This is a genomic window from Phytohabitans sp. LZ39 (assembly GCF_059359075.1).
Window position 1 is genome coordinate 108,817 of the sequence record NZ_JCADBM010000024.1, and the last position, 25,882, is coordinate 134,698.

The window sequence follows — 25,882 nt, forward strand, 5'->3', positions numbered from 1 at the left end:
TCAAATCTCTGTCCTAAAAGGAACTCAGCGCCCCGCCACCTCGACTCCGAAAAGGCTCCAGAGGAGAGGGACTAAGGACGCTCTAGGCGGAGGCGGCCGCGACGAGGCGGATGGCGATCTCGGGGTGGCCGGCCCAGTGCAGGTGGAGGTAGGAGGCGTGCACGCCGCCCGCCACGAAGCCCTCCGGCTCGGCACCGCGCCAGGCCCAGGCGGGCGCGGCGCCGGCGCGGGGCGTTACCGCCGTGCGGTGAAACTCGTGCCCGGTGACCCGGGTGCCGGCCGGCGCGACTGAGCTGTCGGTCAGGGCGACCGCGTCGCGGTAGCCGAGCGTCAGGCGGTCGGTCATCGTGGCGTCGGCGTCGAGCACGCCGCACATCTCGGCGCCGTCGAGCGTGCGGCACAGCCAGAGCAGGCCGGCGCATTCGGCCGCGATGGGGGCGCCGCTCGCCGCGAGGGCGGCCACCGCGGCGCGGAGTGGGGCGTTGGCGGCGAGCCGGTCGGCGTACACCTCGGGAAAGCCGCCACCCACGACAAGCGCCCGCGTCCCCGCGGGCAGTGCCTCGTCGCGGAGCGGGTCCACTGTGGACACGGTCGCACCGGCCGCCCGCAGGAGCTCGGCCGTCTCCGGGTAGCCGAAGCTGAAGGCCGGGCCGCCGGCGACGGCGACGACCGGACCACGCTCGGCCGAAAAGGCCGGCGCCCAGGGCGTAGTGGCGAGCGGCGGCGCGGTCCGGGCCACCGCCAGCACCGCGTCCAGGTCGACGCCGCCCGCCACCAGTGCGGCGAGCGCGGCCACCGACTCCGCCGCCTCCGCCGAACGCTCGACCACCGGCACCAGGCCGAGGTGCCGCGACGGCGTTGCCACGGCTGAGTGGCGGCGCAGCACACCGAGTACGGGCGCGCCCACCTCCTCGCACGCGTCCCGCAGCAGCGCCTCGTGGCGGTCGGAGCCGACCCGGTTGAGGATGACACCGGCCAGCCGCACGCTGCCGAACGACCGGAACCCGTGCACCAGCGCCGCCACCGACCGGCCCTGCGCGGACGCGTCGACCACGAGCACGACCGGCGCGGCGAGCAGCGCGGCCACGTGGGCGGTGGAACCGAAGTCGCCGGCGCCCACGCGGCCGTCGTAGAGGCCCATCACGCCCTCGACCACGGCCAGGTCGGCGCCCGCGCTCCCGTGCGCGAAGAGCGGGCCGATCAGCTCCTCCCCCACCAGCACCGGGTCGAGGTTGCGGCCGGGGCGGCCGGCGGCGAGCGCGTGGTAGCCCGGGTCGATGTAGTCCGGCCCCACCTTGAAGCCGGCGACCCGCGTGCCCCGCGCGGCGAACGCGGCCAGCAGACCCGTCGCGACCGTCGTCTTGCCGTGCCCCGACGCGGGCGCGGCGATGACCAGCCTAGGAATATCGGTTACCACGCCGAGCCTGTCACCATTCCAACCCCTGCTGCCCCTTGCGCCCCGCGTCCATCGGATGCTTGACCTTCGTCATGTCGGTGACCAGATCGGCGGCCGCGAGCAGCTCGGTGTGTGCGTCCCGCCCGGTGACGACGACGTGTTGGGAGCCGGGCCGCTCGCGCAGCGTCGCGACGACGTCCGCGACGTCGACCCAGCCCCACTTCATCGGATACGTGAACTCGTCGAGCACGTAGAACCGGTAGGCTTCCGCGGCCAGGTCGCGTTTGATCTGCGCCCAGCCCTCGGCGGCCTCGGCGGCGTGGTCGCGTTCGGTGCCGGGGCGCTGGATCCACGACCAGCCCTCGCCCATCTTGTGCCAGGTGACCGCGCCGCCCTTGCCGGTCTCGCCGAGCGCGCGGAGGGCCGCCTCCTCGCCCACCTTCCACTTCGGACTCTTCACGAACTGGTACACCACGATGGGCCACCCGGCGTTCCACGCGCGCAGCGCCATCCCGAAGGCCGCCGTCGACTTGCCCTTGCCCTGTCCGGTGTGGACGGCGAGCACAGGCTGGCGCCGCCGCTCGCGGGTGGTGAGCCCGTCGTCCGGGACGGCCTCCGGCTTTCCCTGTGGCATCAGGCCGCCCTCCCCAGCGCGGCGAGCGGCACGCACGACGCGTCGAGCGCGGTGGCCAGCCGGCGGGCCAGCCCCAGCCGCACCGGGCCGGCCTCGCAGTCGACCACGACCGCGGCCGTGCCGGCCAGCGACGGCACCACGGTGAGTGGGTCGGCGCCCGCCGTGTTGCGACCGTCGGTGACGAGCACGAGCAGCGGACGGCGGCGGGGATCGCGGCGGCGCTCGGCCCGGAGCGTGCGGGCCGCCGCCTCCAGCCCGGCCGCGAGCGGGGTGCGGCCACCGGTGCCCAGGCGGGCCAGCCGCTGCACGCCCACCTCGTGGCTGGACGTCGGCGGGAGCACCTCGTCGGCGCCGGCGCCGCGGAATGTGATCATGCCCACCCGGTCACGCCGCTGGTACGCGTCGCGCAGCAGTGACAGCACCGCCGCCTTCACGGTGGTCATCCGCTGCCGGGCCGCCATCGAGCCGGAGGCGTCGACGACGAACAGCACGAGGTTTGCCTCCCGCCCGACGTGCACCGCCTCGCGCAGGTCGGCCGGTGCGACCGTGCGGCTCCCCCGCGCGGCTGCGGCCCGGAGCGTGGCGGGCAGGTGTGGCGCGCCGGCTCCCTGTGGCAGGCGGGCGCCGACCACCCGACCCCGCCGGGCGTACGCGAGCGACCGGCGCCCGGCGTGGGCCCGCTCCCCCGTCTTCGGCAGGGTGAGGACGCGTGGCCGGTAAGGCTGTCCCGGTGCGGCCGGCGGCTGGGTCTCACCGTCCTCGGAAGGACCCGGTGGCACACCCCCGCCATCCGGTGGCTCCGGATCGGGATCCTCATTGGACAGTGTCTCCTCCAGCCGCTCCTCGTCCGTGCCGGGCGGGTCGAGCGGGTCGCGCCGGCGCCGGTGCGGCAACGCCAGCCGGGCCGCGTCCTTCACGTCCTCGACCGTTACCACGCCTCGCCCGTGCCACGCCGCCAGCGTGAGCGCCGCCCGCGCCACGACGATGTCGGCGCGCAGCCCGTCCACCCCGTACGCCAGGCAGATGCGCGCGATCCGGTCCAGCTCCCCGTCCGGAAGCTCCACGGTGGACAGACGCTCCCGCGCACCCGTGATCTGGCGCGCCAGCAATGCGTCCTCGGCTGCCCACCGGGCCGCGAATCCGTCCGGGTCGGCGTCGTAGGCGAGGCGGCGCCGCACCACCTCGGCCCGAGGCGCGGGCTCGTCCGGCGACGACACGGACACGACCAGCCCGAAGCGGTCGACGAGCTGCGGCCGAGGCTCACCCTCCTCCGGGTTCATCGTGCCGACGAGCAGGAAGCGCGCCGCGTGTTTGACCGACACCCCGTCCCGCTCCACGTGCGCCCGGCCCATCGCGGCCGCGTCGAGCAGCAGGTCGACGAGGTGGTCGGGGAGCAGGTTGACCTCGTCCACATAGAGCAGTCCACGGTGGGCGGTGGCCAGAAGCCCCGGCTCGTAAGCCTTTACGCCCTCGGCCAGCGCCCGCTGGATGTCGAGCGTGCCCACCACCCGGTCCTCGGTCGCGCCCACCGGAAGCTCCACAAGGGACGATCGTCGATGGATCACCGCCGCACCGCGGGTGTGCGGGCCGTCGGGACACTCCGGGTCGGGAGCCGCCGGGTCACAGGCGAAGCGGCACCCGCCGACGGCGTCGAGCTCGGGCAGCAGGGCGGCGAGCGCACGCACGACCGTCGATTTCGCCGTGCCCTTCTCACCCCGCACGAGTACGCCGCCGATCGCCGGGTTGACGGCTGTGAGCAGGAGCGCGAGCCGCAGATCGGCGAGGCCGACGACGGCGGAGAACGGATAGGGCGCGGGCATGCGGGCCATGCTGACCCAGCCGGAGGGCTGGCGTCAAACACCAGTCCGGCGCTAGGCTCCTAACGCCACGGTGCTCGGGAAGCCGGTGAGATTCCGGCGTGGTCCTCGCCACTGTGACCGGGGAGTGCTCCCCCGCTGCACCACTGGGCCGGCGACGGTCTGGGAAGGTCGAGGGAGCGTGTCGATCCGGGAGCCAGGAGACCGGCCGTGGCAGTTCGACCGTATCGCCACGAGGCATGGACGAGAGAGGACCGCGCTGTGGAAGCGTCCGTCAAACAAATCCGTGTGCCCGCCGTCGCCTGGCTGCTCGCCGCCGCGGCGCTGGTCGCGGTCTTTGTGCTGCTCCAGCTCAATGGCACGGCCTTCGCGGAGCAGATCCACGAGTTCACCCACGACGGGCGGCACGCGCTCGGCGTTCCCTGCCACTAGCGCGATGACTCCGCTCACGCTCGGCGCGGTGCTGCGCCGGGCGGCGCTGGCTGGCGTCTTCGCCGGGCTGGCCGCCGCCATCGTCGCACTACTCGTCGTCGAGCCGCAGATCGACAAGGCGCTCCTCGTCGAAGAAGCACGCTCCACTTCGGACGACGAGCCGATTTTCGGCCGCCCGACACAGGTTTTCGGCGGCATGGTCGCGGCCGTCGCCGTCGCCGTCTGCCTCGCGCTCGTCGTGGGTGTGGTCTTCGCGCGCGTACGCCACCGGCTCCCGGGTGCCACCGACTTCGGCCGCGCGGTGGTCCTCGCGTCGCTCGGGTTCGCGACCGTGGCGCTGCTGCCCGCGCTCAAATACCCCGCCAGCCCGCCCGGCGTCGGCGATCCGGACACCGTGACCGAGCGCACCGTGCAGTACCTGACACTCATCGCCGCCGCGATCGCGGTGACCTGGCTGACGTTCCTCGTGCACGACCGGCTGGCCGCCCGCCCGTGGCCGCCGGCATACCGCGCGGCGATCGCCGCCGGGGTCGTGTTCGTCGGATACACCGCGCTGCTGACGACCTGGCCGGCCACCCCCGACAGCGTGCCCGCGGACATCCCGGCCGCGCTGCTGTGGGACTTCCGGCTGGCGTCACTGGCCGAGCTGGCGACACTGTGGACAGTGCTCGGGCTGGGCTTCGGCCTGCTGCTGACACCGCGCCGGGTCGCCACGGCCACGGTGGTGTGAGCACCGTCACGGTCACGGTGTGCCGCGGCTGCTGCTGCGGCACCGCCCGCAAGCACCCCGGCGTCGACCACGAAGGCCAGGTGGGTCGCCTCCGCACCGCGGCCGGCCACCAGCACCGGGTGCGGGTGAGCGGATGCCTCAACGTCTGCGGCGAGTCCAATGTGGTCGTCGTGCAGCCGACACCCGACGCCCGGCGCGGTGGCGCCCGCCCGGTGTGGCTGGGCAGCGTCCTCGACGGCGACGTCGAGGCGCGCATAGCCGCCTGGGTGACGGCGGGCGGTCCCGGCGTGGCCCCGATCCCGGCGACACTTCAGGCACACGCCTTCCCCGCGCCCCGGTGGAAGGCACACTGAGGCCATGACAGTTCGACAGCTGCGCCTCGCCGTGACCGCCGACGACTACGAGACCGCGCTCCGCTTCTACCGCGACGTGCTGGGCCTGACCGAGCAGGCGACCTACTACCGGCCCGACGGCACCGGCCGGGTGACGATCCTGGAGGCCGGGCGCGCCACGTTCGAGCTGATCGAGCCCTCCTACGCGGAGTACATCGACGAGGTCGAGGTGGGCCGCCGGGTGGCCGGGCACATCCGGGTGGCGTTCGAGGTGGACGACTCGGCGGCAGCGACCGCACGAGCGGCCGAGGCGGGCCTGGAGGTCGTGGCCGAGCCGCGCCGCACGCCGTGGGACTCGCTCAACGCCCGCGTCGAGGGCCCGGCCCACCTTCAGCTGACGATCTTCCAGGAGCTGTCAGCCGAGTGACGCCTCGTACTCCGCGATGACCTTCTTGGGCACGCACATCCGCCACGCGTCGACGACGAGCTCGCGCATCTCTTCCTCGTCGATCTTCGCCAGCCACACCTGCACCCAGTTGTAGCGCTCGTCCGACTTGCTCGGCATGAAGAACTTGTCGGGCTCGGCGGCGATTAGCGCGGCCCGCCCGTCCTTCGGATAGCCGAAGCCCATCGTCGTCTCGTCGCGGGAGAGCGCCACGAACACGATCTGGCCGACCCGAAACTTGACCCGGTCGCGCACGAGGGCCTCGTAGGCGCGCGGGAGGGAGAGCGCCACCCGGCGGATGTGGTCCGCGGTCACCATCGGCCTACCGTACCCCCGGCGTGCGTGCTATGGTCGGCCCGTAACTAGACACTGACTAGATTGCGGGAAACGACCATGGTGCTGAGCGACGAGAGCCGGTACGTCGCCGGCGTGATGCTGCTGACCATCGTGACGATCGAGTTCGGCGGCTGGTTCATGACGAAGATCGTGCGCGGCCAGGTGCCGATGACCGACTTCCAGAAGGCGTTCGCGCGGGCCGGCCACGCCCACGCCGGCGTGCTGGTCACGCTCGGCCTGGTCTGCCAGCTGCTGGCCGACGCCACCACCCTCACCGGCGTGGCCGACTGGGTGGCGCGGCTCGGCGTGCCCGCGGCCGCGATCCTCATGTCCGGCGGCTTCTTCGCGTCGTCCGCCGGCCGCGGCCTGGCCCAGCCCAACCGCTTCTTCTGGGTACTCTGGCTCGGCGCGGCCGCCCTTGCCGCCGGGACGCTCACACTCGGGGTCGGTCTTCTCATAGCCTGATGGTCATGACGTGGGATGAGCTGCTGGCATACTGCCTGGCAAAGCCCGGCGCGTGGCAGGACGAGCCCTGGGAGGGCGACGTCGTGGTGAAGGTCGGTAGCAAGATCTTCGCGTTCCTCGGCTCCGAGGGCCCCGGCGTCGGCCTGAAATGCGGCCCCAACCGCGAGGCCGCCGACGAGTGGCTGGCCCGCTACCCCGAAGACGCGTCGGTGATGCCCTACATAGGACGCTCCGGCTGGAACACCCTCCGCGTCGCCGGCAAAATCCCCGACGACGAGGTCCGCGAGGCGGTGGACGCCTCCTACGACGCGGTCGTCGCCAAGCTCCCCAAGCGCGAGCGCCCTACCTGACACGGGTTGTCAGCCTCGTGCGGCAAGCTGTGCTCATGACCGAGTACGCCAAGGGCACGTTCGCCATCGACGGCTGGGACCAGGAGACCTTCGACGAGGCGGAGGGCGCGACGCTGGCGCAGGCGAAGGTGACGAAGACCTTCACCGGTGACCTCACCGGCACCAGCGCCACCCGCATCCTCATCTGCACGACGCGGGTCGAGACCTCCGCGGCATACGTGGGCTTCGAGCGCTTCAGCGGCACCGTCGGCGGCCGGCCCGGCACGTTCGTGCTGCACCACAGCGCCACCGCCGACGCCGACGCGGGCCAGGCACTCCACTGGGCCATCGTGCCCGACTCCGGCACCGGCGAGCTGCGCACGATCCGCGGCACCGGCCAGATCACCGTCGACGCCGACGGCGGCCACACCTACACCCTGGAGTACACGATCTAACTCATCGCCCGGGTCCGCGTCACCTGCGGACCGCCGCTCCCGCCGGAGACCGCGCAGGCCGGCGGCTCGCTGACGCGAGCCGAAATCCCCGGCCTCCGCTGCCAGCTCCGCGGCGCAAGCCCACGGGCAAGACCTTGACCGGCGCTGACCCGGCGGGGCTTGTTTGTGGTTGCGGTTACTGCGCCTCCGGCGGGGCCTCGGGCTCCGGCCGGGCCGTCCCCGCCTTGCTTCACGTTGTTGGTGGGTGGTTGCGGTACTCGCCGTGCCGTATGCCGTCGTCCAGGCTGAGCCGAGGCTCGCCGGCCCCTCTTTCCCAGTGGTTAGGGATGTGGCTCGGCATGTGGGCGGCGTCATGATCGTTCGCCCGATATGGCTGTGACACGCCGATGACCACGCCCCTGTTGGGCTGACAATCATGGAAGCTTGCCGCCGCAGCCCTGCATCTCCCACGTGACGAGACAATCGGGTCAGGATTTGGAAGGCGTGGTGATCGTTAGCCCGGAAACCGGACGACACGCCGGAGATACTCCGGGTGTTGGGCTAACGATCATTGAAGCGCGGTGGGCGAGGCCGCGGGAGCGACGGTCTGGACCACGACGGGCCGCGGTAGCCCATCTCTATCTTCGATCGGGGATTTGACCGTGGACGGGCGGGCGAGGGCTCTGGACCTCCTGGACCGGATGGATCTCGAGGGATCCGTTGCGTCAGCGGCGGAGGGCGCGGATCACCAGCCAGGTGAGGACGGCGGCGCCGGCGCTAACGGCGATCAGCCCCGCGTAGCGGGCGGCGGCCGTGCCCACCGACAGCTTGAGCACGTCGATCGGCTCGACCTCGGCCTCCGGCTGGGTCTGCGGGGCCGGCGACACTTCCTCCACGGGTGGTGGCGTGGCCAGCTCGGCCGCCAGGCAGTCGGCGAACTGACCGATCAGTCGGCCGCCCACATCGGACAGCATGCCCCGGCCGAACTGTGCCGGCTTGCCGGTCACCGTCAGGTCGGTCGTCACCTCCACCCTCGTGGCGTCGCCCTCGGGCTCGAGCGTGGCGGTGACGGTCGCGGCAGCGGTGCCCGACGCGCGGGTGTCGCGGCCGGAGGCCTCCACCACCACGCGGCGGGCCGCCTCGTCGCGCTCGACGAAGCGGCCCTTTCCGGTGTAGGTCAGCACGATCGGCCCGACCTTCACCTTGACCGTGCCCGTGAACGCCTCGCCGTCGAAGTCGGTGAGCGTGGCGCCCGGCATGCACGGCGCGACCCGTGGCACGTCGAGCAGCACCCTCCACGCCTCGTCGACGGGGACCGGCACGGTGAAGGAGTGGTCCAGCTTCACGAAATACCTCCGGCGGCGAGCACCGCTCGCTTGGTCAGCACCGTCACCAGGTGCCGGCGGTAGTCGGCGGAGGCGAAGGCGTCGGACGGTGGATCCGTGCCCTCGCCGGCCCGCCCAGCCGCCGACGCCACCGCGTCCACTGTGGCCGGTCCGCCGGCAAGCGCCGCTTCGACCGCGCCGGCCCGCAGTGGGGTGTTGCCCATGTTGGTGAGCGCCACCCGGGCCTCGGCGATACCGCCGTTTTCCCGGCGCACCACCGCGGCGACCCCGGCGATCGCCCACGCCTGCGCCACCCGGACGAACTTCTCGTAGTGCGCCGTCCACCCCGGCAGCTTCGGCACGCGCACCGACACCAGCACCTCGTCCGGCGCCAGCGCAGTGGTGAGGAAGTCGACGAAGAACTCCGACGCGCTCACCGTGCGGCGGCCGCCCGGACCGGCGATCTCGAACGACGCGTCCAGCGCCAGCGCCGCGCCGGGCAGGTCGCCGGCGGGGTCGGCGTGCGAGAGCGAACCGCCGATCGTGCCCAGGTGACGCACCTGGCGGTCGCCGACCTTCGCGGCCGCCTGGGCCAGCAGCGGCGCGTGCTCGGCGACGAGCGGGTCGCGCAACAGGTCGGCGTGGCGGGTGGTGGCGCCGATGACCAGCGCGTCGCCGTCGTCGCGTACGCCACGCAGCTCGCCCACGCCGCCCACGTCGACCAGCACGGTCGGCGCGGCCATGCGCAGCCGCAGCACGGGGATCAGGCTCTGCCCGCCGGCGAGCACCTTGGCGTCCTCGCCGCCGTCGGCGAGCGCGCGCACCGCTTCGTCCACGGTGGACGGTCTGGTGTAGTCGAACGCGGCCGGGATCACGACCGGTCACCCCCTTGGATGGCCCGCCACACGCGCTCCGGCGTGCAGGGCATGCGGATGTCGCTCACCCCGTAGGGCCGCAGCGCGTCGACGATCGCGTTGACCACGGCCGGCGTGGAGGCGATCGTGCCGGCCTCGCCGACACCCTTGACGCCGAGCGGGTGGTCCGGCGCGGGCGTCTCGGTGCGGTCGGTCACGATGTCCGGCAGGTCGGCCGAGCTCGGCGGCGTGTAGTCGACGAACGTGCCGGTGAGCAGGTTGCCCTCCTCGTCGTACACGGCCTCCTCGAAGAGCGCCTGCGCGATGCCCTGCACCACGCCGCCGTGCACCTGGCCCTCGACGATCAGCGGGTTGATCACCTTGCCGACGTCGTCGACGGCCACATAGGACCGGATCGTCACCTGCCCGGTCTCGGTGTCCACTTCGGTCGCGCAGAGGTGGGTGCCGTGCGGGAACGAGAAGTCCGTCGGGTCGTACGTCGCCTCGGAGTCGAGCGTGGGCTCGGTGCCGCCGGGCATGTCGTGTGCCGCGAAGACCGCGAACGCGCAGTCGGCGAGCCCCTTGCCCTCGGCGTCGGACGGCGCACCCCGTACCCGGAAGCGGCCGCCGGTGAACTCGAGGTCGGCGACGTCGCACTCCAGCAGGTGCGCGGCGATCGGCTTGGCTTTCTCGACGACCTTCTGGCAGGCGTTGACGAGGGCGATGCCGCCCACCGCGAGCGACCGCGAGCCGTAGGTGTCGAGTCCTTTGTGGGAGGTGCGGGTGTCGCCGTGCAGCACCTCCACGTCTTCGAACGGCACGCCGAGCTGGTCGGCGGCGATCTGGCTCCAGGCCGTCTCGTGCCCCTGCCCGTGCGGCGACGTGCCGGTGAGCACCTCGACCTTGCCGGTGGGCAGCATGCGCACGCTCGCCGACTCCCAACCGCCGGCCGCGTAGCCGAGCGAACCCAGCCACCGGCTCGGCGCCAGGCCGCACATCTCGGTGTACGTGGAGACGCCGATCCCCAGCTGCACCGGGTCGCCGGACGAACGCCGGGCGGCCTGCTCGCGGCGCAGCTCGTCGTATCCGAGCAGGCTCATCGCCTTGTCGGTCGCGGCCTCGTAGTTGCCTGAGTCGTAGGTCAGCCCCGCCACGGTGTCGAACGGGAACTCGCCGTGCCCGATCCAGTTGCGCCGGCGCAGCTCGATCGGGTCCATGTCGAGCTCGGCGGCCAGGTCGTCCATCGCCCGCTCGATCGCGTAGGTCGCCTCGGGCCGCCCGGCGCCGCGGTAGGCGTCGGTGGGCGTGGTGTTGGTGAACACGCCCGTGCACTCGAACCGGTACGCGGGGAGCTTGTAGATGCCGTTGTACATGTAGCGACCGAGCAGCGGGATCGCCGGTGTGATCAGCGACAGGTAGGCGCCCATGTTGGCGATCAGCCGCACCCGCAGGCCGAGCAGCGTGCCGTCGCGGCGGGCGGCCAGCTCGACGTCCTGGTACATGTCGCGGCCGTGGTGCGCGGCGGCGAGGCTCTCCGACCGGGTCTCGGTGTACTTGACCGGCTTGCCGACCCGCCGGGCGGTCATGAACGCGAGCAGCTCCTCCGCGGTGAACGCCAGCTTGCCACCGAAACCGCCGCCGACGTCGGGCGCGATCACCCGGATCTTGTGCTCCGGCACACCGGTGATCAGCGTGAGGAAGATGCGCACGAAGTGCGGCACCTGCGTCGACGACCAGACGGTGATCTGGTCGGCGGTCGGGTCGACCACGACGCTGCGCGGCTCCATGAACGCGGGGATCAGGCGCTGCTGCACGTATCGCCGCTTGAGGACGACCTCGGCCCCCGCGAACGCGGGGTCGATCGGCTGCCCGGTGCCCGCCTCGGCGGAGTCGTAGACCCAGGTGTACGACTTGTTGGTGCCCTTGTCCGCGTGGACGAGCGCGGCGCCCTCTCCGAGCGCCTCGTCCATCTCCATCACCACCGGCAGCGGCTCGTAGTCGACGTCGATCGCGGCGAGGGCGTCGGCCGCGCTCGCCGCGTCACGGGCCACCACGACGGCGACCGGCTCGCCCACGTGCCGCACCTCGTCGACGGCGAGCGGCGGGCGGTCGGGGTGCACCATGTCCTCGGTGACGGTCCAGGCGCACGGGAGGGTGCCCTGGGTGTCGGCGACGTCTCGCCCGCTGAAGGCGGCCACCACACCCGGCTGCGACAGCGCCGGTGCGGTGTCGACACGGGTGATCCGGGCGTGTGCCATCGGGCTGCGGAGGATCGCTATGTGCAGCATGCCCGGGAGCACCAGGTTGTCCGTCCACATCGTCCGGCCGGTGATCAGCCGGGCGTCTTCCTTGCGCTTTCGCGGGGCGCCGATCTCGGCGGCCGGTCGCTCGTCCACAGTGGTCATCGATGCACCTCCTACGGGACCGGCCGCGGCACGGCGTCGGCGGGCAGGGACTCGGGCTCGGACGGCACGGCCGGCGGCGCCTGGGGCGTGCCGGGCATCGCCTCGTCGGCGACCGGCGACGGCTCGGGTGTCCCGGAGCCGCGGATGGCGCCGGCCGCGTCGTGCACGGCCCGGACGATGTTCTGGTAACCCGTGCAGCGGCACAGGTTTCCCTCCAGCCCCTCCCGTATCTCCTCGTCGGTGGGGTCCGGGTTTTCGGCGAGCAGGTCGACCGCCGCCATGATCATGCCGGGTGTGCAGAAGCCGCACTGGAGCGCGTGGCGGTCGTGGAAGGCCTGCTGCACCGGGTGCAGCTGCCCGTCCGAGCCGGCCAGGCCCTCGACCGTGGTGACCTCGAGGCCGTCGGCCTGTACCGCCAGCACGGTGCAGCTCTTCACGGACTCGCCGGCCATGAGCACGGTGCATGAGCCGCAGTTGCTCGTGTCGCAGCCGACCACGGTGCCCACCTTGCCTAGCCGCTCGCGCAGGTGGTGGACGAGCAGGGTGCGGGGTTGGACGTCGTCGTCGTAGCGGACGCCATCGACGGTAATGCTGATACGGGTCATCATCCCTCCCGTGCAGGAGCGGGAACCTCCCCCCAAGACAAGTCCTCCGCGCGCCCCGCCGCAAGAGGTTCGGCGTAACACGCCAGAAACATCATGATCGGCTGTGCCTACCGCGCTCCGCCGCTCGGCGCTCGTCCGCCGTCGTGGTGGCTGCCCGCAGCCTCACGGCTCCGCTTATGACGCGGACCAGATCCTCCAGGGCGGCGAGGCTGTGCCCCGCCACGAAGTCGTCCAGGTAGGGCAGGGCGGCCGCCATCCCGGCGACCAGCGGCTCGTACCCCGGCTTGCCGCGGTGCGGGTTGACCCAGACCACCCGGTGCGCCAGCCGCGCGAGGCGGGCCATCTGCGCGGCGAGCAGGGCCGGGTCGCCCCGCTCCCAGCCGTCGCTGAAGAGCACCACCACCGCACCGCGGGCGGTGCCCCGCTGGCCCCACCGGTCCAGGAACGCCTTGAGCGAGTCGGCCAGCCGGGTGCCGCCGTGCCAGTCCGGGATCGCCTCGCCGGCCGCGCGCAGGGCGCCGTCCGGGTCGCGGTGGCGCAGCGCCCGGGTCACCCGGGTCAGCCGGGTGCCGAGCGTGAACGCCTCGGTCCGCGTCGGCCGCCGCCGCACCGCCGCGTGCGCGAAGCGCAGGAGCGAGTCCGCGTACGGCGCCATCGAGCCGGACACGTCCAGCAGCAGCACCAGCCGGCGCGGCTTGTGCCGCCGCTCCCGCAGGGCCAGCCGGGCCGGCTCGCCGAGGTGGCGGAGCATCCGCCGGACGGTGCGGGGCGGGTCGACGGCGCCGCCCCGAGCCGGGCGGTGCCGGCGGCTGGGCCGGGCGGCGGTGGCCGGGGCCAGCAGCGCCACGAGGCGGCGTACCTCCTCCCGCTCGGCGGCGGAAAGCAGAGCGAGGTCGCGGCGGCGCAGGACCTCCGCGGTGCTGGCCGCGACCGCCAGGTCGTCGACTCCCGGCTCACCGCCGCGACCGTCGGGGTCGTCCCGCGCGAAGAGCGCCACCCCGCGCCGTTTCGCCGGTACCGACACGGGCGCCCGCGCGGGGTTGCGGCCACCGAAGTACGCGGCGAACGCGGCGTCGTAGACGGGCAGGTCGTCGGGCTCGCCGCAGAGCGTGAGGCGGCCCGCCCAGTAGGCGTCCTCGGGCCGGGTCACGTCGAGCGCGTCGACGGCCGCGACCATCGCCTCGACCCGCTCCCCCGTCGCCTGCACACCCGCGTTGCGCAGCGTGCGGGCGAAGCCGACCAGGACGCCGACGAGGTCGCCGGAAGTCATCCGCGGCGGCCGCCGGACAGCGGCCGGGTCAGGAGCGCCATGGCGCCGCCGCCTTGACCCGCTCCGCGTCCTCGCGGTACTTGAGCACCGCGCCGAGGGTGGCGGCGGCCAGGTCGGGGTCGAGCTCGCGGGCGCCGAGGGCGGCGAGCGCGCTGGTCCAGTCGAGCGCCTCGGCCACACCGGGCGACTTGATCAGGTCGAGCTCGCGCATCCGCTGCACCGCGCCGGCCACGTCCGCGGCCAGCCGGTCGGTCACCTCCGGCAGCCGCGACCGGATGATCGCCACCTCCCGGGCGAAGCTGGGGTGCTCGACCCAGTGGTACAGGCAGCGGCGCTTGAGCGCGTCGTGCACCTCGCGGGTGCGGTTGCTGGTCAGCACGGTCAACGGCGGTGTCTCGGCGGCGATCCGGCCGAGCTCGGGGATCGTGATCGCGGCGTCGGCGAGGATCTCCAGCAGGAACGCCTCGAACTCGTCGTCGGCCCGGTCGATCTCGTCGACGAGCAGCACGCACGGGCTCAGCTCCAGCGCCTGGAGCAACGGGCGGGCGACCAGGAAACGACGGTCGTACAGACTCGCCTCGAGCGCCGCGGTATCCGGTTTGTCCCCCGCTGCGGCAGCGGCCGCCTCCACCGTGCGCAGGTGCAGGATCTGCCGCGGGAAGTCCCAGTCGTAGAGCGCCTGCGCCGCGTCGAGCCCCTCGTAGCACTGCAACCGCACGAAGTGCGCTCCGGTCGCCGACGCCAGGGCCTGCGCGAACGCGGTCTTACCCACCCCCGCGTCGCCCTCCAGGAAGAGCGGACGGCCCAGCTTGAGCGCCAGGTGACCGGCGGTGGCGAGGCCGTCGTCGGCCAGGTAACCCACACCGGCGAGCGCCTCGGCCAGCGCGGCGGGAGTGGCGGGGATCACCTGGTCAACTATGCCACCGCCGCGGTGAGGGGTATCACGCCCGGTTGTAACTCCCTCGTAGCGAACACGCAGTGTCATGGGGGGTGGAGGTACCAGATGCTTTACGACTGCCCGGAGTGCGGGTTACCCGCGGAGGTGACCACGGTCGGTGACGCGCACGGGACGGACGGCCCGGTCGCCGTCGTGCGGGTGCGGTGCGCGGCCGCGCACTGGTTTCTCGGGCCGGACGAGACCCTGCGGCGGCTGCTGCCCGACCCACGATCGAGCAGCAGCCACCGCTGAGGTGCGGGCGCCGTCCGTTCGGGTCGAACGGCGCCCTTCGCCGGATCAAGCCACGAAGCGCATCCGGCGGCGCCGGGCGATCACGAAGCCGGCGGCGCCCGCGGCCAGCAGGAGCGCACCGGCGCCCGCGACAAGGCCGGTGGAGGCGCCGGTGACCGGCAGCCCGCCGCCGCCCCCGCCAGCGCCGTTGACCAGGATCTTCGCGACGTCGTTCGACTTGTCGAGGTCGTGCGGGAAGGTCGGGCACTGGCACGGGGCGTTGACCGTGATGGCGCCGGCGGCGTTCGCGATCACCTCGTCGATCCGGAACGCGAACGGGTACCTGAGCTTGTCGCCCGGTGCGAGGAAGAGTCCGGCGCCGCACAGATACGCACGGGCACCCGGCTTGCCGGGCTGGTCCCAGTCGGTGTCGTCCCCACTGGTCGGGAAGCAGTTTTCGGGCACCTCGACGGCGGTGGTGCCCGGCGGCACGTCGACCTTGATCCGGGTGATCTCCTCGCCGCTCCGGCCGCTGCTGAGCACCGCCGGGCCGTTGTTGACCACAGCGAGCTCGGCGTCATGGGTGCTGCCGGCGGCTCCGTCGAAGGTCGCGCCGACCGCCTCGAGGTCGACCCCGTTCGTGCCGGTGACCTTCACCTCCACGTGGCTCCAGTTGTTGAACGGGTCGGTGTCGGCCTGCGCGCCGCGCGCGGTGGCGCCGCCCATCTCGTTCAGCGCCAGCACCGCGCCGGTGCCCGGCTGCCCGAGCGAGAACCCGTTGTCCTTCAGGTATTTCGTGAAGTCCTCGAACTCAGCCGGCGTCATCCACGCGATCTCGGCGACCTCGACGCCCGGCGCGTACGTTGCCGGGTCGAGACGACTGGGGACCGACGCGCCGTACATGTCGCCCGGTGCCAGCTCGCGCGCGAACGTGCAGGCGTTGACGGCGTCACCGTCGTAGAGGCAGTTGCTGAAGCGCTCGGTGCCGGCCCGGATGCCGTAGTCGGTGAAGAACAGCGCGACCGCGCCCTTGGCGACGGTCTCGCCCGCGTTCCGCACCCGGGCGGGCGTGACGAAGGTGGCGCCGGGGGCCGCGGAGGCCGTCGCGTCCGGTCCGGCGGCGAGGTCGACGCCCTCGCCGACGCGCACTCGGGCCTGCGTGGTGGCGGAGTCGAATCCGGGCGCGCTCAGCGTGATCTTCAGGGTGCCCTCGGCGTCGACGTCCGCGCCCTGCGCCGCCGTCAGCTCGATGTCGAACGGGCCGTTCAGGCCGCCCTCGTCGATCCCGATCTCGTACGGCTTGTGGCAGACCAGGACCTGCTCGGACTCGGGCGTGCAGTCGTTGATTCCCTGGTCCTCGGCGATCGTGGCGACGTCCGCGAGGCCGGTCGCGTCGAACCTCATCGTCGCTTCCGGAAGGACGACCGGCTCCGACGCGTGCATGATCACGGCGTCGGTCTTGCCGGGACCGTCCGCGGCGATCGTGATGTCGCCGAAGTAGATGCTGAGCTCCGCGGCCGCGCGGGCGGCGGCCGGTATGGCGGTCGTGGCGACGAGCGCGCCGGCGACGCCGAGCCCCGCGACCAGGCGCAGAGCACTCTTGGCGTGCATGTGAGGGAAGCCCTCCCCGTGAGGATGCTGGCAAAAACCAGCGGAGGCTAGGACTGCCCCATGCCTGTGCGCGACCCCGTCCTGCGATAAGTCCGGGTTGCCCCAAACATTCGTACGCATGGGCGGGGATCCATACCTCTCGGCGTGGATCCCCGCCCGTACGCGCTACTCGTTGTCGTCGGCGGGCGGGGCGCTGACGCCCTTGCCCTTGCTCGGCGCGCTCACGCCCTTGCCCTCGGTGGTCGAGCTGACGCCCTTGCCGTGCGGGTCGGAGCTGACGCCCTTGCCCTGCGTGCCGGTCTCCGCCGGATCGGTCATGATGATCCCCCCTTGTGGACGAGAAACAGCTCTTCGCACCTTAGTGTCCAAAGTCGTTACTGGGCTGTCTCCCTTTGGACAGGCAAGGCTACCGTGTGACTGAATCCCCCTTGGCCCAATGGGCCGGAGCTGCGAGGATGGTCGCGGGATGGTCGACGTACCGGAGCGGCGCGGCACACAGCGAGTGTGTCTGAAGTGTGACGCCCCGGCCCACCCCGACCACCACTTCTGCGGCCGGTGCGGTGCGCCGCTGCACATCCGTTGCGGTTCCTGCCTCTCGCTCGTCGCGCCCGAGTTCACGTTCTGCACCAGCTGCGGCAGCCCGCTCACCCGCGACCTGCCGAGCGCGAGCGCACCGCGGGAGGAGCGGCGCACGGTCAACGTGCTCTTCGTGGATCTCAAGGGCTTCACGGCGATGGCCGAGCGGCTCGACCCGGAAGACCTGCGCCGCCTCCAGATGGACTACTTCAACACCGCGCGCGAGGTGATTCGGCGGTACGGCGGGGTGGTGGAGAAGTTCATCGGCGACGCGGTGATGGCCGTCTTCGGGGTCCCGGTGGAGACCGAGCACGACGGCTACCGGGCGGTGCTCGCCGGCCTCGACATGCAGCGGGCGCTCGACGGCAAGGCGCTCGCCGGGCGCTACACCATGCGGGCGCGGGTGGGCATCGCCACCGGCGAGGCGCTGGTCGACCTGGCCGCCTCCCGCAACGGCGGTGAGGCGCTGCTCTCCGGCGACGTGGTGGCCACCGCCTCGCGGCTACAGACGCACGCGCCGCCGGGCGGCGTGCTCGTCTCGGCCGCCACCCACCGCGCCACCGCCGGCTCCATCCGCTACGCGGACGAGCCCCTCCAGCTCGACCTCGCCGGCAAGTCACGGTCCGTCGAGGCCTGGCTGGCCCAGGCGTCGGTACGGCGTCCGCCGGTCGTCGACGACGAAGGCACCCCGCTGGTCGGGCGGGCCGCCGAGCTCGACCTGCTGATGGCGGCGGTACGGCGGTGCGTGTCCGAGCGGCGGGCCCACCTGGTGTCGGTGGTCGGCGCGCACGGCATGGGCAAGAGCCGCGTCATGCGCGAACTGTCCCGCCGCATCCGCGACGACGGCGACCTGTTGGTGCGGTGGCGGGTCGGCCGCTGCCTGCCGTACGGCGCGGGCGGCACCTACGACGCGCTCGCCGAGATCGTCAAGGCCGAGGCGGACGTGCTCGACACCGACGACCCGGCCAGCACCCGCGAGCGGCTCACCGTCGCGCTCGCCGAGGTGCTGCCCGCGCCGGAGGTGTACCGCCTGGCGGGCCTGCTGGGGCCGCTCGCCGGCCTGCCCGGGCGCCCGGTGCGCCCCGGCGAGATCGAGGCCGCCTGGCGCGACGCGCTGCTCGCGCTGGCCCGTCACATCCCCACCGTGCTGGTGATCGAGGATCTGCACTTCGCCGACCCGGCCATGCTCCGCTTCCTGGCCGACCTCGTCGAGGCCGGCGGCGACGTGCCGCTGCTGGTGCTCTGCACCTACCGCCCGGAGCTGCTCGACGAGCAGCCCACCTGGCCCTCCGCGCTGCCCGGCATGCTCACCGTCTCGCTGGCCCGGCTGCGCGGCGCGGAGATGCGCGGGCTGCTGTCCACACTCCTTGCCCGGCAGCACATGTCCACCGACCACACCGACCGCCTCACCCGGCTCACCGGCGGCAACCCGATGTACGCCGTGGAGTACGTACGCATGCTCGCCGAGCGCGGCGGCGCGGCGCTGGAGGCGGAGGGCGACGTCGACGTGCCGGAGAGCGTGCATGGCGTGATCGCCAACCGCATCGACCTGCTCGACAACGCCGAGCGCACCGTCCTCAACGCCGCCGCCGTCCTCGGCGACCGCCTCTGGCCCGGCGCGATCGCCGACATGCTCGCGCTCGACACGATCGGCGTGGCCGGCGTGCTGCGCCGCCTCCAGCGCCGCGACCTCCTCGTCGCCGGCACGGTGTCCACTGTGGCTGGTGAAGCGGAGCTGGCGTTCCAGCACCAGCTGGTACGCGACGTGGCATACCGCAGACTGCCCAGGGCGACCCGCGCGGCGCTGCACCGGCGCGCGGCGACCTGGCTGCTGCGCGTCTCCATCGACGGCCGCAACGACCTCGCCACCGCCGTCGCCCGCCACCGCATCCAGGCCCTCACCCTCGCCGAGAGCCTCGGCGAGGACACCGCCACCGACGCCGAGGCCGCGCGCACCGCACTGCTCAGCGCGGCAGAGGCCGCCTTCGCCGTGTACGCCGTGGACTCCGCGCTCGGCTACACGGAGGGCGCGCTCAACGCCTGGCCGGCCGACCACGAGCCGGACGCGCGGCGGCGTACCGAGCTCTTCCACCACCGGCTCCAGTTCCTGGCCGACGCCGACGGCTTCTACCGCGACGGAGTCAAGCAGGTGGGCCGCCTCGCCGACCGCATGCGCGAGGCCGGCGACCGCACCGGCGAGGCCCGCGCCGAGACGCTGCTCGGGCTCACCGAGCTGATGCGCGCCGAGCGCGACAAGGCCCGCGAACACCTCGACCGCGCCATCGCCCTCTTCGCCGACCTGCCCGACGACGCGGCCAAGGTCGAGGCGTACGCCGAGCTGGCCCGCCTGCACCTGCTGGAGTTCCAGACCGGGCCGGCCCTGCCCGCCGCCCGCGCCGCCCGCGACCTGGCCCACCGCCTGGGCCTCGCCGACGCCGAGGTGCACGCGCTGGTCACCGAGCACGCCACGCGGTACGTCGCCGGCGACCCCAGCGCCCTCGACGACCTGGAACACGTCATCGAGACCTGCCGTGCACAGGGCCTGCCCACGCTGCGGCGCGCACTGCACAACCTGGCCACCTTCCGCCAGGAGGAGGGCGACCTGGCCGGCGCCGCCGACCTCGAGCGGGAGAGCCGCGGCGTCCACGGTGGACAGGTCAGCCTCGTGCTCAGCCACTCGGAGGAGGCGGAGCTGGCCTACTTCAGCGGCGACTGGGTGGCCCTGCTGCGCGCGGCCGACGAGTACCTCGACCACGAGGGCGCCGACACCACCGACTGGGACCTCCAGCTACGCGGCCGCCGCGCCTGGATCGGCGCCCTCTGCGGCCGCCCCGCCGGTGAGGACATCGCCCGCGGCCTCGACGTCGCCCACCGCTCCGGCTTCGTGCGCCTGCGCTACAACGCCTACGCACACGGCGCCCTCGCCCACGCCCTCGACGGCGATGTGGACGGTGCCGCGTCCCTGCTGGCCGACCTGGCCGCCCTGTGGCGCGAGGCCCCGACCGCACTGACCCTGGAGTGGCTGTCCGCCGCCGCCCACGCCACCGTCCTCACACCACCGGCCGCCCCCGCGATGGCCGAGGTGATCCGCACCAGCCTGCGCCGCACCCGCTGGGTCGAAGCGGCCGACGCCCTGATCGGCGGCGACCCGGCGGCGGCGGTCACCCTCTACGACGAGATCGGGTGCGCCAGCGACGCCGCACTCGCCGCGGTCTGGGCCGCCCGCACCGACCCCGCCCACCTCGACCGCGTCCGCACCTTCGCCACCCGCAACCAGGCCGAGCCGCTCGTCCAACTCGCCCTGACTCGCTGACAGGCGCGAAACGCTACCCAACGCCGGAAGTTGCGGCATGTGAGTCCCATTTGCGAGATCACCGCTTGGCAACGTGACGCCAAACCAGCGCGACGTTCCGCCAAATGCATCGCACCTGCTCAAACATACGACCACCAAGATCTTTATTGGCAATAGCCGAGCTGGAATGCGCCTACCAATGCGTTTCGGGATAGCGCACCAACACTTTGGCGGCACTACCCCAACCACTGAAAACGACCGCACCAAGCATCCGACGGTCGACATCTCAAGCGACCAGCACGAGGAGCCGGAGGTCCGGGCCGCACGGATCACCGCCAAGGCAACCGTCGCGGCAGCGGTCCTGGGAGTCGTGATCGCGATCCTGGCGGCGTTGGCCACCCTGGTAGGGGCCGTCGCGACTATCGCAGAGGCCTGGTTGGCCACCCGATGACGGCGGGTCAGGCACAGTGGATCTAGACGACTTCGGCTTACCCCGACCTTCGCTGCCGCCTCCGCGCCGCAATCCCACAGCTGTTACCGGACGCGAGTGTCCGTGGCGAAAACATGCCCCTCCAGGGGCCAGAAATCGCCACGGACGCGCAGAGGGTCAAATCCGAGGCAGATCCCCCCGGGTGAGTTCGCGGACAGCCTCGGCGTGGGCGTCGGCCGGCCGCAACAGACCGTGGTTGCCTACTGTCCCGATAGGGGCAGCTAAATACCACGATCGTCAGGCTGATCCGTCGGGTTGGGCTTGTCGCGCGGACGCGGTAGTGGAGGTCGGGGATTTCGGCGAGTGCTAGCGAGCCGCCGACCGGAGCGGTGCCCGCGGGAGCATACGGTCCGCAGGTGACGCGGACCGGGGCGTATCCAACAGCGTCAGCGGGCGACCAGGGTGAGCTCGAAGGAGTAGAGGGACGCGCGGTAGGCGTGTTGGCCGTACTCGACGGCGCGGCCGGCGTCGTCGTAGGCGGTGCGGGCCATCGTCAGCAGTGGCGCGCCGCGCGGCTCGCCGAGCGTCTTGGCTTCGGCGGCGGTGGCGCGGCGGGCGCCGATGGTCTGGTCGGCGAGGCGGAGGTTGACGCCGGCGGCGCGCATCAGCTGGTAGAGGCCGCGGCCGCGCAGGTCTTCGGCGGTGACGCGGAGCAGGCCGGCGGGCAGGTAGTTGCGCATGAGCGCGAGTGGCTCGCCCTGGGCGTAGCGGAGCCGCTCGATGGCGAGCACCGCGGCGCCGGCGGGCAGGGCCAGTGCGACCGCCACCTCGTCCGGCGCGGTCGCCGGCGCCAGCGACAGCACGTCGGTGCGGGGCTGCTGGTGTGTCCGGTCGAGGTCCTCGTACAGGCTGGTCAGCTCGACGGTGCGGCGAACCCGCGCGTGCACGACCTGCGTGCCCACCCCGCGCTTGCGCACCAGCAGGCCCTTGTCGACCAGGTACTGGATGGCTTGCCGCATGGTGGGGCGGGAGAGGCCGAGCTGGTCGGCGAGGGCGACCTCGTTTTCCAGGCGGGTGCCGGGCACCAGCTGGCCGGTCGCGATCAGCTCCTCCAGCCCTTGCGCCACCTGGAAGTAGAGCGGCACGGGGCTGGAGCGGTCTATCTTGATCAGCTCGCTCACCGGGTTCACGGGGACGATTGTCCTTCGTAGAGGGATGGCCGTTCGGCCAGGTCCACCCTCATCCGAGTGCCGCGCGACGCCACGGCGGCCTCGGTGACGGCGGTGGCGGCGTAGCCGTCCCAGGCGCTCGGGCCCTCCGCGGTGCCGCGGCGGACCGCGTCGGCCCAGGCTTGCAGTTCGTCCACATAGGCCTGTGCGAAGCGGGCCTGCCAGTCCATCGCCAGCGCCTGCACCCGCCCGCCGTCCAGGGCGACCGCGCCGGTGCTGGGTGCGTCGAGCGCGACGGTGCCGGTGGTGCCGACGACCTCGCACCGTACGTCGTAGCCGTAGCGGGCGTTGACGAAGACCTCCGCGTCGACGACGATCCCGCGCTCGGTCTCCAGCAGCACCAGCCGCGGGTCGCGCAGCTCCGGGCTGGCGAGAGGGCTGTGCGGCACGTCGACGACGGTGGCGGCGACGATCTCCTGGCCGAGCAGCCAGCGGCAGGCGTCGACCTCGTGCACGAGCGAGTCGGTCAGCGACATGTCGCCGGTGAAGGTGGGCGGCACGCTCACGTTGCGGTGTACACAGTGGACGAGGAGCGGGTCGCCGATCCGCCCGCCCGCGAGCGCCGCCTTGACCTGGCGGTAGCCGCCGTCGTAGCGGCGCATGAAGCCCACCTGCACGAGCCGGCGCCCGTAGGTGACCTCGGCTTCGACCACCTTGAGCGCGGCGCCGGACGTGGTGGCGAGCGGCTTTTCGCACAGCACCGGCTTGCCAGCCGCGACGCAGGCCAGCGCGAGGTCGGCGTGCGTGTCGCCGGGTGACGCGATGACCACGGCGTCGACGGCCGGATCGTCGACGACGTCGTGTGCCTCGCGGTGGACGGTGGCGCCGGCGATGGCGCCCACGGTGACGGCGCGCGTGGTGTCCACATCGAACACGGCGGTGACCCGCGCGCCCGCCACCCGGCTCGTCAACCGGCGGACGTGCTCGGTGCCGATCATGCCGGTGCCGATGACCCCAACGTTCATCAGGTGCTCCCTCAGGTCCGCTGCATTTCGTGCGTGAGCGCGGTCAGCTCGTCTCCCCCGGCCATCTCGCGGGTCAGGTCGTCGAGGCTGATCTCGTCGCGCTTGCGGTCCAGCCGCATCCGGCCCCGGTTGAGCAGGATGAAGTGGTCGCCGACCAGGTACGCGTGGTGAGGGTTGTGCGTGATGAAGACGACGCCGAGGCCGGCGTCACGCGCGGCGGCGACGTACTTCAGCACGACCCCCGACTGCTTCACGCCGAGCGCGGCGGTCGGCTCGTCGAGGATGAGCACCCGGGCGCCGAAGTAGATGGCCCGCGCGATGGCCACGCACTGCCGTTCGCCGCCGGAGAGCTGGCCGATGGGCTGCTCCACGTCGTTGAGGTGGATGCCCATCTTGGCCAGTTCTTCCTGGGTGGTGCGGCGCATCGCGTCGGCGTCGAGCACCCGCAGCGGGCCGAATCCCTTCGTGCGCTCCGAGCCGAGGAAGAAGTTGCGCCACACCGGCATCAGGGCCACGACCGCCAGATCCTGGTACACGGTGGCGATGCCCCGGTCGAGCGCGGCGCGCGGCGAGCCGAAGCGGGTCGGCTCGCCGTCGACGAGCAGCTCACCCTCGTCGTGCTGGTGCAGCCCGGACATTATCTTGATGAGCGTCGACTTGCCGGCGCCGTTGTCGCCGAGCACGCACGTGATCTCGCCGGCGTTGACCCGCAGCGACACGTCGTGCAGCGCCACGATCGTGCCGTACCGCTTGCCCACGCCGGTCATCTCGATGAGCGACATCGTCACCTCCGTACGGCCAGCCGCCGGACCCACATGTTGAGGACCGTGGCGAGGAGCAGCATCACGCCGAGGAAGAACTTGAACCAGTCGGCGTTCCAACCGGCGTAGACGATGCCCTGGTTGGTCATGCCGAAGATGAGCGCCCCGAACGCGGCGCCGATCGCCGACCCGTAGCCGCCGGTGAGCAGGCACCCGCCGATGACGGCCGCGATGATGTAGATGAACTCGTTGCCGACGCCCTCGCCCGACTGCACGGTGCTGAACGCGAACAGCCGGTGCATGCCGACGAACCAGGCGCAGAAGCCGACGCCCATGAAGAGCGCGATCTTCGTCTGCCGCACGGGCACGCCGACCGCGCGGGCACTGTCCACATTGCCGCCCACCGCGAAGATCCAGTTGCCGGCGCGGGTACGCAGCAGGATCCAGGTGCCGATCGCGACGAAGAGCAGCCACCACAGCACGGTGACCCGGATCGTCACGCTCCCCACGTCGAACGAGGACGCGAAGATCGCCTTCGCCGCGCCGAAGCCGTCCATGTCGGAGATGTTGTCGGTCGCCACCTGGCCGCTCACGTGCTTGGTGACCGCGATGTTGGCACCTTGGAGCATGAGGAACGTGCCGAGCGTGACGAGGAAGCTCGGGATCCGCGTGGTCATCACGAGGAACCCGTTGAGGAAGCCCACGCCCAACGCGAAGACGAGCGACACGACCACGCCGACCCACACGTTGAGGCTGAGCTGGTAGCTGAGCATCGACGCGGTAAGCGCGGACGCGGTCACGCTCACCCCGGCCGAGAGGTCGAACTCACCGCCGATCATCAGCAGCGCCACGGGCACGGCCATGATGCCGATCGTGGAGCTGACGTAGAGCACCGTGCCCATCGACGTCGCCTGGCGGAACGGGTCGGCGACGGCGAAGAAGAACACGAAGATGGCGACCATGCCCACCACCGAGCCGAGCTCCGGCCGCGCGAGCAGCCGGCGCCCGGTGGTGGGCCTGGTCGCCACTTCAGTGGTCATCGGGTGCCCTTCTCCGCGTACTGGGCGATGCTCTCGATGTTCTTCTGGTCCACGAAGGACGGTCCGGTGAGGACGGTCTGGCCGCCGCCGATGATGTTGCCGTTGCTCAGGTACAGCCACAGCGAGTCGATGGCCAGGTAGCCCTGGAGGTATGGCTGCTGGTCGACGGCCCACTGCACGTCACCGGACTTGATCGAGGTGACCAGCTCCTTGTTGGTGTCGAACGTGACGACCTTCGCCGAACTGCCCGCCTCCTTGACCGAGTCGACGGCGGTGATGGCGATCGGCGCACCCAGCCCGACGACCCGGTCGACGCTCTTGTCCTGCTGGAGCTTCGCGGTGAGGGTGGACTTCACCGACGGCATGTCCTTGCTGTTGACGTTGACGTTCTCGACCGTCGCGGCGCCGCCGAGGCCCTTCTTGACGCCGGCGCAGCGCGCCTCCAGCGAGACGTTGCCCTGTTCGTGGATGACGCAGAGCACCTTCTTGGCGCCCTCCTGGGCCAGACGCTGCCCGACCGCCTCGCCGGTGACCCCTTCGTCCTGGCCGAAGTACTCGAGCACGCCCATGCTCTTCCACTGCTCGATGCCGGAGTTGAGTGCCACCACGGGGATGCCGGCGGCGGTCGCCTTCTGCACGGCGCCCCGCATCGCGTCCGGCTTGGCGAGCGTGACGGCGATGCCGTTCACCTTGCTGTCGATGGCGGTCTGCACGAGGTTGGCCTGCTCCGGCCCGTCGGCGTTGTTGGAGTACTTGAGGTCGATGTTGTCCTTCTTGGCGGCGGCCTCGGCACCCTTGCGCACCAGGTCCCAGAACGTGTCGCCCTGCACCTCGTGCGTGATCATCGCGATCGTGTAGCGGGGCGTGTCGGCGACGCCGGTGTTGCCCGAGTTGCTCTGCTCCTCTTCCTGCTTTCCGCCCTCGCTGCTGCAACCGGCCGCGGCCAGGGTCAGGACGGCGGCGGCGGCGAGCAACCTGCTGGCGGTGCGGTGCGTGATCAC

At 72.3% G+C, this 25,882-nt stretch carries 27 protein-coding genes and 1 riboswitch; of the genes, 10 read left to right on the top strand and 17 right to left on the bottom strand.

The annotated features are described in order from the left end of the window. Positions 1-82: 82 nt before the first annotated feature. Genes AC5L36_RS35920 through AC5L36_RS35930 form a run of 3 tightly spaced genes read right to left on the bottom strand, consistent with a single transcriptional unit; the run spans position 83 to position 3,850 of the window. The gene (locus AC5L36_RS35920; RefSeq protein ID WP_441223239.1) at positions 83-1,417 is read right to left on the bottom strand and encodes a cobyrinic acid a,c-diamide synthase CobB; all 1,335 of its coding nucleotides are present in this window, start codon (positions 1,415-1,417) and stop codon (positions 83-85) included. A 10-nt stretch (positions 1,418-1,427) separates the two neighbouring features. Further along, on the bottom strand, positions 1,428-2,030 hold the full coding sequence (cobO, locus tag AC5L36_RS35925) for a cob(I)yrinic acid a,c-diamide adenosyltransferase (RefSeq protein WP_441223240.1): 603 nt from the start codon (positions 2,028-2,030) through the stop codon (positions 1,428-1,430). Beyond that, complete coding sequence (locus AC5L36_RS35930; RefSeq protein WP_441223241.1) at positions 2,030-3,850, bottom strand: magnesium chelatase subunit D family protein; 1,821 nt, start codon at positions 3,848-3,850, stop codon at positions 2,030-2,032. Before AC5L36_RS35930 ends, cobO begins: the two co-directional genes overlap by 1 nt. A 51-nt stretch (positions 3,851-3,901) precedes the next feature. Next, positions 3,902-4,074: riboswitch (cobalamin riboswitch) on the top strand. Positions 4,075-4,108: 34 nt separating this feature from the next. Between AC5L36_RS35930 and AC5L36_RS35935 the strand changes: the two genes are divergently transcribed. Genes AC5L36_RS35935 through AC5L36_RS35950 form a run of 4 tightly spaced genes read left to right on the top strand, consistent with a single transcriptional unit; the run spans position 4,109 to position 5,768 of the window. Further along, a complete protein-coding gene (locus AC5L36_RS35935; protein ID WP_441223242.1) occupies positions 4,109-4,279 on the top strand; it encodes a CbtB domain-containing protein in 171 nt (56 codons plus the stop codon). 4 nt (positions 4,280-4,283) lie between these two features. Further along, positions 4,284-5,009, top strand: coding sequence for a CbtA family protein (locus tag AC5L36_RS35940; protein WP_441223243.1), 726 nt, complete (start codon positions 4,284-4,286; stop codon positions 5,007-5,009). Next, entirely contained in the window at positions 5,006-5,362 is a 357-nt protein-coding gene (locus tag AC5L36_RS35945; RefSeq protein ID WP_441223244.1) for a hypothetical protein, read from the top strand. The genes AC5L36_RS35940 and AC5L36_RS35945 overlap by 4 nt, the downstream gene beginning before the upstream one ends. A 4-nt stretch (positions 5,363-5,366) precedes the next feature. Continuing rightward, positions 5,367-5,768 (top strand): VOC family protein, encoded by a 402-nt coding sequence (locus AC5L36_RS35950; RefSeq protein ID WP_441223245.1) that lies wholly within the window; start codon positions 5,367-5,369, stop codon positions 5,766-5,768. On the opposite strand, the gene AC5L36_RS35955 is transcribed toward AC5L36_RS35950, so the two are convergent. After that, positions 5,757-6,104, bottom strand: coding sequence for an MmcQ/YjbR family DNA-binding protein (locus AC5L36_RS35955; RefSeq protein ID WP_441223246.1), 348 nt, complete (start codon positions 6,102-6,104; stop codon positions 5,757-5,759). The two genes, AC5L36_RS35950 and AC5L36_RS35955, sit on opposite strands and share 12 nt — an antisense overlap. Positions 6,105-6,164: 60 nt before the next feature. Between AC5L36_RS35955 and AC5L36_RS35960 the strand changes: the two genes are divergently transcribed. From AC5L36_RS35960 to AC5L36_RS35970, 3 genes are read left to right on the top strand one after another with little or no spacing between them, the layout of a single operon-like run. Next, positions 6,165-6,587 (top strand): hypothetical protein, encoded by a 423-nt coding sequence (locus AC5L36_RS35960; protein WP_441223247.1) that lies wholly within the window; start codon positions 6,165-6,167, stop codon positions 6,585-6,587. Positions 6,588-6,592: 5 nt separating this feature from the next. Continuing rightward, entirely contained in the window at positions 6,593-6,937 is a 345-nt protein-coding gene (locus tag AC5L36_RS35965) for an MmcQ/YjbR family DNA-binding protein (protein WP_441223248.1), read from the top strand. Between the two features lie 35 nt (positions 6,938-6,972). Then, the gene (locus AC5L36_RS35970; RefSeq protein WP_441223249.1) at positions 6,973-7,371 is read left to right on the top strand and encodes a DUF3224 domain-containing protein; all 399 of its coding nucleotides are present in this window, start codon (positions 6,973-6,975) and stop codon (positions 7,369-7,371) included. 704 nt (positions 7,372-8,075) lie between these two features. Here the strand turns inward: AC5L36_RS35970 and AC5L36_RS35975 are convergent. The 6 genes from AC5L36_RS35975 to AC5L36_RS36000 all read right to left on the bottom strand — a co-directional run bounded on the left by AC5L36_RS35975 (position 8,076) and on the right by AC5L36_RS36000 (position 14,716). Beyond that, positions 8,076-8,696: an SRPBCC family protein gene (locus AC5L36_RS35975; RefSeq protein WP_441223250.1), complete on the bottom strand. Its 621-nt coding sequence runs from the start codon at positions 8,694-8,696 to the stop codon at positions 8,076-8,078. Then, a complete protein-coding gene (locus AC5L36_RS35980) occupies positions 8,693-9,550 on the bottom strand; it encodes an FAD binding domain-containing protein (RefSeq protein ID WP_441223251.1) in 858 nt (285 codons plus the stop codon). Before AC5L36_RS35980 ends, AC5L36_RS35975 begins: the two co-directional genes overlap by 4 nt. Further along, a complete protein-coding gene (locus AC5L36_RS35985) occupies positions 9,547-11,934 on the bottom strand; it encodes a xanthine dehydrogenase family protein molybdopterin-binding subunit (RefSeq protein WP_441223252.1) in 2,388 nt (795 codons plus the stop codon). The genes AC5L36_RS35980 and AC5L36_RS35985 overlap by 4 nt, the downstream gene beginning before the upstream one ends. 11 nt (positions 11,935-11,945) lie before the next feature. Next, positions 11,946-12,539, bottom strand: a complete 594-nt coding sequence (locus AC5L36_RS35990) for a (2Fe-2S)-binding protein (RefSeq protein WP_441223253.1) — start codon at positions 12,537-12,539, stop codon at positions 11,946-11,948. A gap of 91 nt (positions 12,540-12,630) precedes the next feature. Beyond that, a complete protein-coding gene (locus tag AC5L36_RS35995) occupies positions 12,631-13,809 on the bottom strand; it encodes a vWA domain-containing protein (RefSeq protein ID WP_441223254.1) in 1,179 nt (392 codons plus the stop codon). Positions 13,810-13,837: 28 nt separating this feature from the next. Next, the gene (locus AC5L36_RS36000; protein WP_441223255.1) at positions 13,838-14,716 is read right to left on the bottom strand and encodes an AAA family ATPase; all 879 of its coding nucleotides are present in this window, start codon (positions 14,714-14,716) and stop codon (positions 13,838-13,840) included. A 96-nt stretch (positions 14,717-14,812) separates the two neighbouring features. Between AC5L36_RS36000 and AC5L36_RS36005 the strand changes: the two genes are divergently transcribed. Beyond that, entirely contained in the window at positions 14,813-14,998 is a 186-nt protein-coding gene (locus tag AC5L36_RS36005) for a hypothetical protein (RefSeq protein ID WP_441223256.1), read from the top strand. 45 nt (positions 14,999-15,043) lie between these two features. On the opposite strand, the gene AC5L36_RS36010 is transcribed toward AC5L36_RS36005, so the two are convergent. Both AC5L36_RS36010 and AC5L36_RS36015 read right to left on the bottom strand, forming a co-directional pair. Beyond that, positions 15,044-16,588, bottom strand: coding sequence for an LPXTG cell wall anchor domain-containing protein (locus AC5L36_RS36010; RefSeq protein ID WP_441223257.1), 1,545 nt, complete (start codon positions 16,586-16,588; stop codon positions 15,044-15,046). Positions 16,589-16,753: 165 nt separating this feature from the next. Continuing rightward, positions 16,754-16,906 (bottom strand): hypothetical protein, encoded by a 153-nt coding sequence (locus AC5L36_RS36015; protein ID WP_441223258.1) that lies wholly within the window; start codon positions 16,904-16,906, stop codon positions 16,754-16,756. Positions 16,907-17,054: 148 nt separating this feature from the next. Between AC5L36_RS36015 and AC5L36_RS36020 the strand changes: the two genes are divergently transcribed. Together AC5L36_RS36020 and AC5L36_RS36025 are read left to right on the top strand one after the other, a co-directional pair. After that, positions 17,055-20,477: an ATP-binding protein gene (locus tag AC5L36_RS36020; RefSeq protein ID WP_441223259.1), complete on the top strand. Its 3,423-nt coding sequence runs from the start codon at positions 17,055-17,057 to the stop codon at positions 20,475-20,477. Positions 20,478-20,550: 73 nt separating this feature from the next. Continuing rightward, positions 20,551-20,907: a hypothetical protein gene (locus AC5L36_RS36025; RefSeq protein WP_441223260.1), complete on the top strand. Its 357-nt coding sequence runs from the start codon at positions 20,551-20,553 to the stop codon at positions 20,905-20,907. A 425-nt stretch (positions 20,908-21,332) separates the two neighbouring features. Here the strand turns inward: AC5L36_RS36025 and AC5L36_RS36030 are convergent, their stop codons facing one another. The 5 genes from AC5L36_RS36030 to AC5L36_RS36050 are packed head-to-tail and all read right to left on the bottom strand — an operon-like array spanning position 21,333 to position 25,882. Next, the gene (locus tag AC5L36_RS36030; RefSeq protein WP_441223261.1) at positions 21,333-22,076 is read right to left on the bottom strand and encodes a GntR family transcriptional regulator; all 744 of its coding nucleotides are present in this window, start codon (positions 22,074-22,076) and stop codon (positions 21,333-21,335) included. Further along, positions 22,073-23,080 (bottom strand): Gfo/Idh/MocA family oxidoreductase, encoded by a 1,008-nt coding sequence (locus AC5L36_RS36035; protein WP_441223262.1) that lies wholly within the window; start codon positions 23,078-23,080, stop codon positions 22,073-22,075. Before AC5L36_RS36035 ends, AC5L36_RS36030 begins: the two co-directional genes overlap by 4 nt. An 11-nt stretch (positions 23,081-23,091) precedes the next feature. Beyond that, positions 23,092-23,862, bottom strand: coding sequence for an ATP-binding cassette domain-containing protein (locus AC5L36_RS36040; RefSeq protein ID WP_441223263.1), 771 nt, complete (start codon positions 23,860-23,862; stop codon positions 23,092-23,094). A 2-nt stretch (positions 23,863-23,864) separates the two neighbouring features. Further along, a complete protein-coding gene (locus tag AC5L36_RS36045; protein WP_441223264.1) occupies positions 23,865-24,881 on the bottom strand; it encodes an ABC transporter permease in 1,017 nt (338 codons plus the stop codon). Then, positions 24,878-25,882 (bottom strand): sugar ABC transporter substrate-binding protein, encoded by a 1,005-nt coding sequence (locus tag AC5L36_RS36050; RefSeq protein WP_441223265.1) that lies wholly within the window; start codon positions 25,880-25,882, stop codon positions 24,878-24,880. The genes AC5L36_RS36045 and AC5L36_RS36050 overlap by 4 nt, the downstream gene beginning before the upstream one ends.

Excerpts from the sequence above, each read along its gene's own strand:
- AC5L36_RS35965 (WP_441223248.1), top strand. The coding sequence starts at position 6,593 with ATGACGTGGGATGAGCTGCTGGCATACTGCCTGGCAAAGCCCGGCGCG.
- AC5L36_RS36020 (WP_441223259.1), top strand. The coding sequence starts at position 17,055 with ATGGTCGACGTACCGGAGCGGCGCGGCACACAGCGAGTGTGTCTGAAG.
- AC5L36_RS36010 (WP_441223257.1), bottom strand. The coding sequence starts at position 16,588 with ATGCACGCCAAGAGTGCTCTGCGCCTGGTCGCGGGGCTCGGCGTCGCC.
- AC5L36_RS36005 (WP_441223256.1), top strand. The coding sequence starts at position 14,813 with ATGCTTTACGACTGCCCGGAGTGCGGGTTACCCGCGGAGGTGACCACG.
- AC5L36_RS35940 (WP_441223243.1), top strand. The coding sequence starts at position 4,284 with ATGACTCCGCTCACGCTCGGCGCGGTGCTGCGCCGGGCGGCGCTGGCT.
- AC5L36_RS35950 (WP_441223245.1), top strand. The coding sequence starts at position 5,367 with ATGACAGTTCGACAGCTGCGCCTCGCCGTGACCGCCGACGACTACGAG.
- AC5L36_RS35990 (WP_441223253.1), bottom strand. The coding sequence starts at position 12,539 with ATGACCCGTATCAGCATTACCGTCGATGGCGTCCGCTACGACGACGAC.
- AC5L36_RS36040 (WP_441223263.1), bottom strand. The coding sequence starts at position 23,862 with ATGTCGCTCATCGAGATGACCGGCGTGGGCAAGCGGTACGGCACGATC.
- AC5L36_RS35995 (WP_441223254.1), bottom strand. The coding sequence starts at position 13,809 with ATGACTTCCGGCGACCTCGTCGGCGTCCTGGTCGGCTTCGCCCGCACG.
- AC5L36_RS35985 (WP_441223252.1), bottom strand. The coding sequence starts at position 11,934 with ATGACCACTGTGGACGAGCGACCGGCCGCCGAGATCGGCGCCCCGCGA.
- cobO (WP_441223240.1), bottom strand. The coding sequence starts at position 2,030 with ATGCCACAGGGAAAGCCGGAGGCCGTCCCGGACGACGGGCTCACCACC.
- AC5L36_RS35970 (WP_441223249.1), top strand. The coding sequence starts at position 6,973 with ATGACCGAGTACGCCAAGGGCACGTTCGCCATCGACGGCTGGGACCAG.
- AC5L36_RS36015 (WP_441223258.1), bottom strand. The coding sequence starts at position 16,906 with ATGACCGATCCGGCGGAGACCGGCACGCAGGGCAAGGGCGTCAGCTCC.
- AC5L36_RS36045 (WP_441223264.1), bottom strand. The coding sequence starts at position 24,881 with ATGACCACTGAAGTGGCGACCAGGCCCACCACCGGGCGCCGGCTGCTC.
- AC5L36_RS35930 (WP_441223241.1), bottom strand. The coding sequence starts at position 3,850 with ATGCCCGCGCCCTATCCGTTCTCCGCCGTCGTCGGCCTCGCCGATCTG.
- AC5L36_RS36035 (WP_441223262.1), bottom strand. The coding sequence starts at position 23,080 with ATGAACGTTGGGGTCATCGGCACCGGCATGATCGGCACCGAGCACGTC.
- AC5L36_RS35955 (WP_441223246.1), bottom strand. The coding sequence starts at position 6,104 with ATGGTGACCGCGGACCACATCCGCCGGGTGGCGCTCTCCCTCCCGCGC.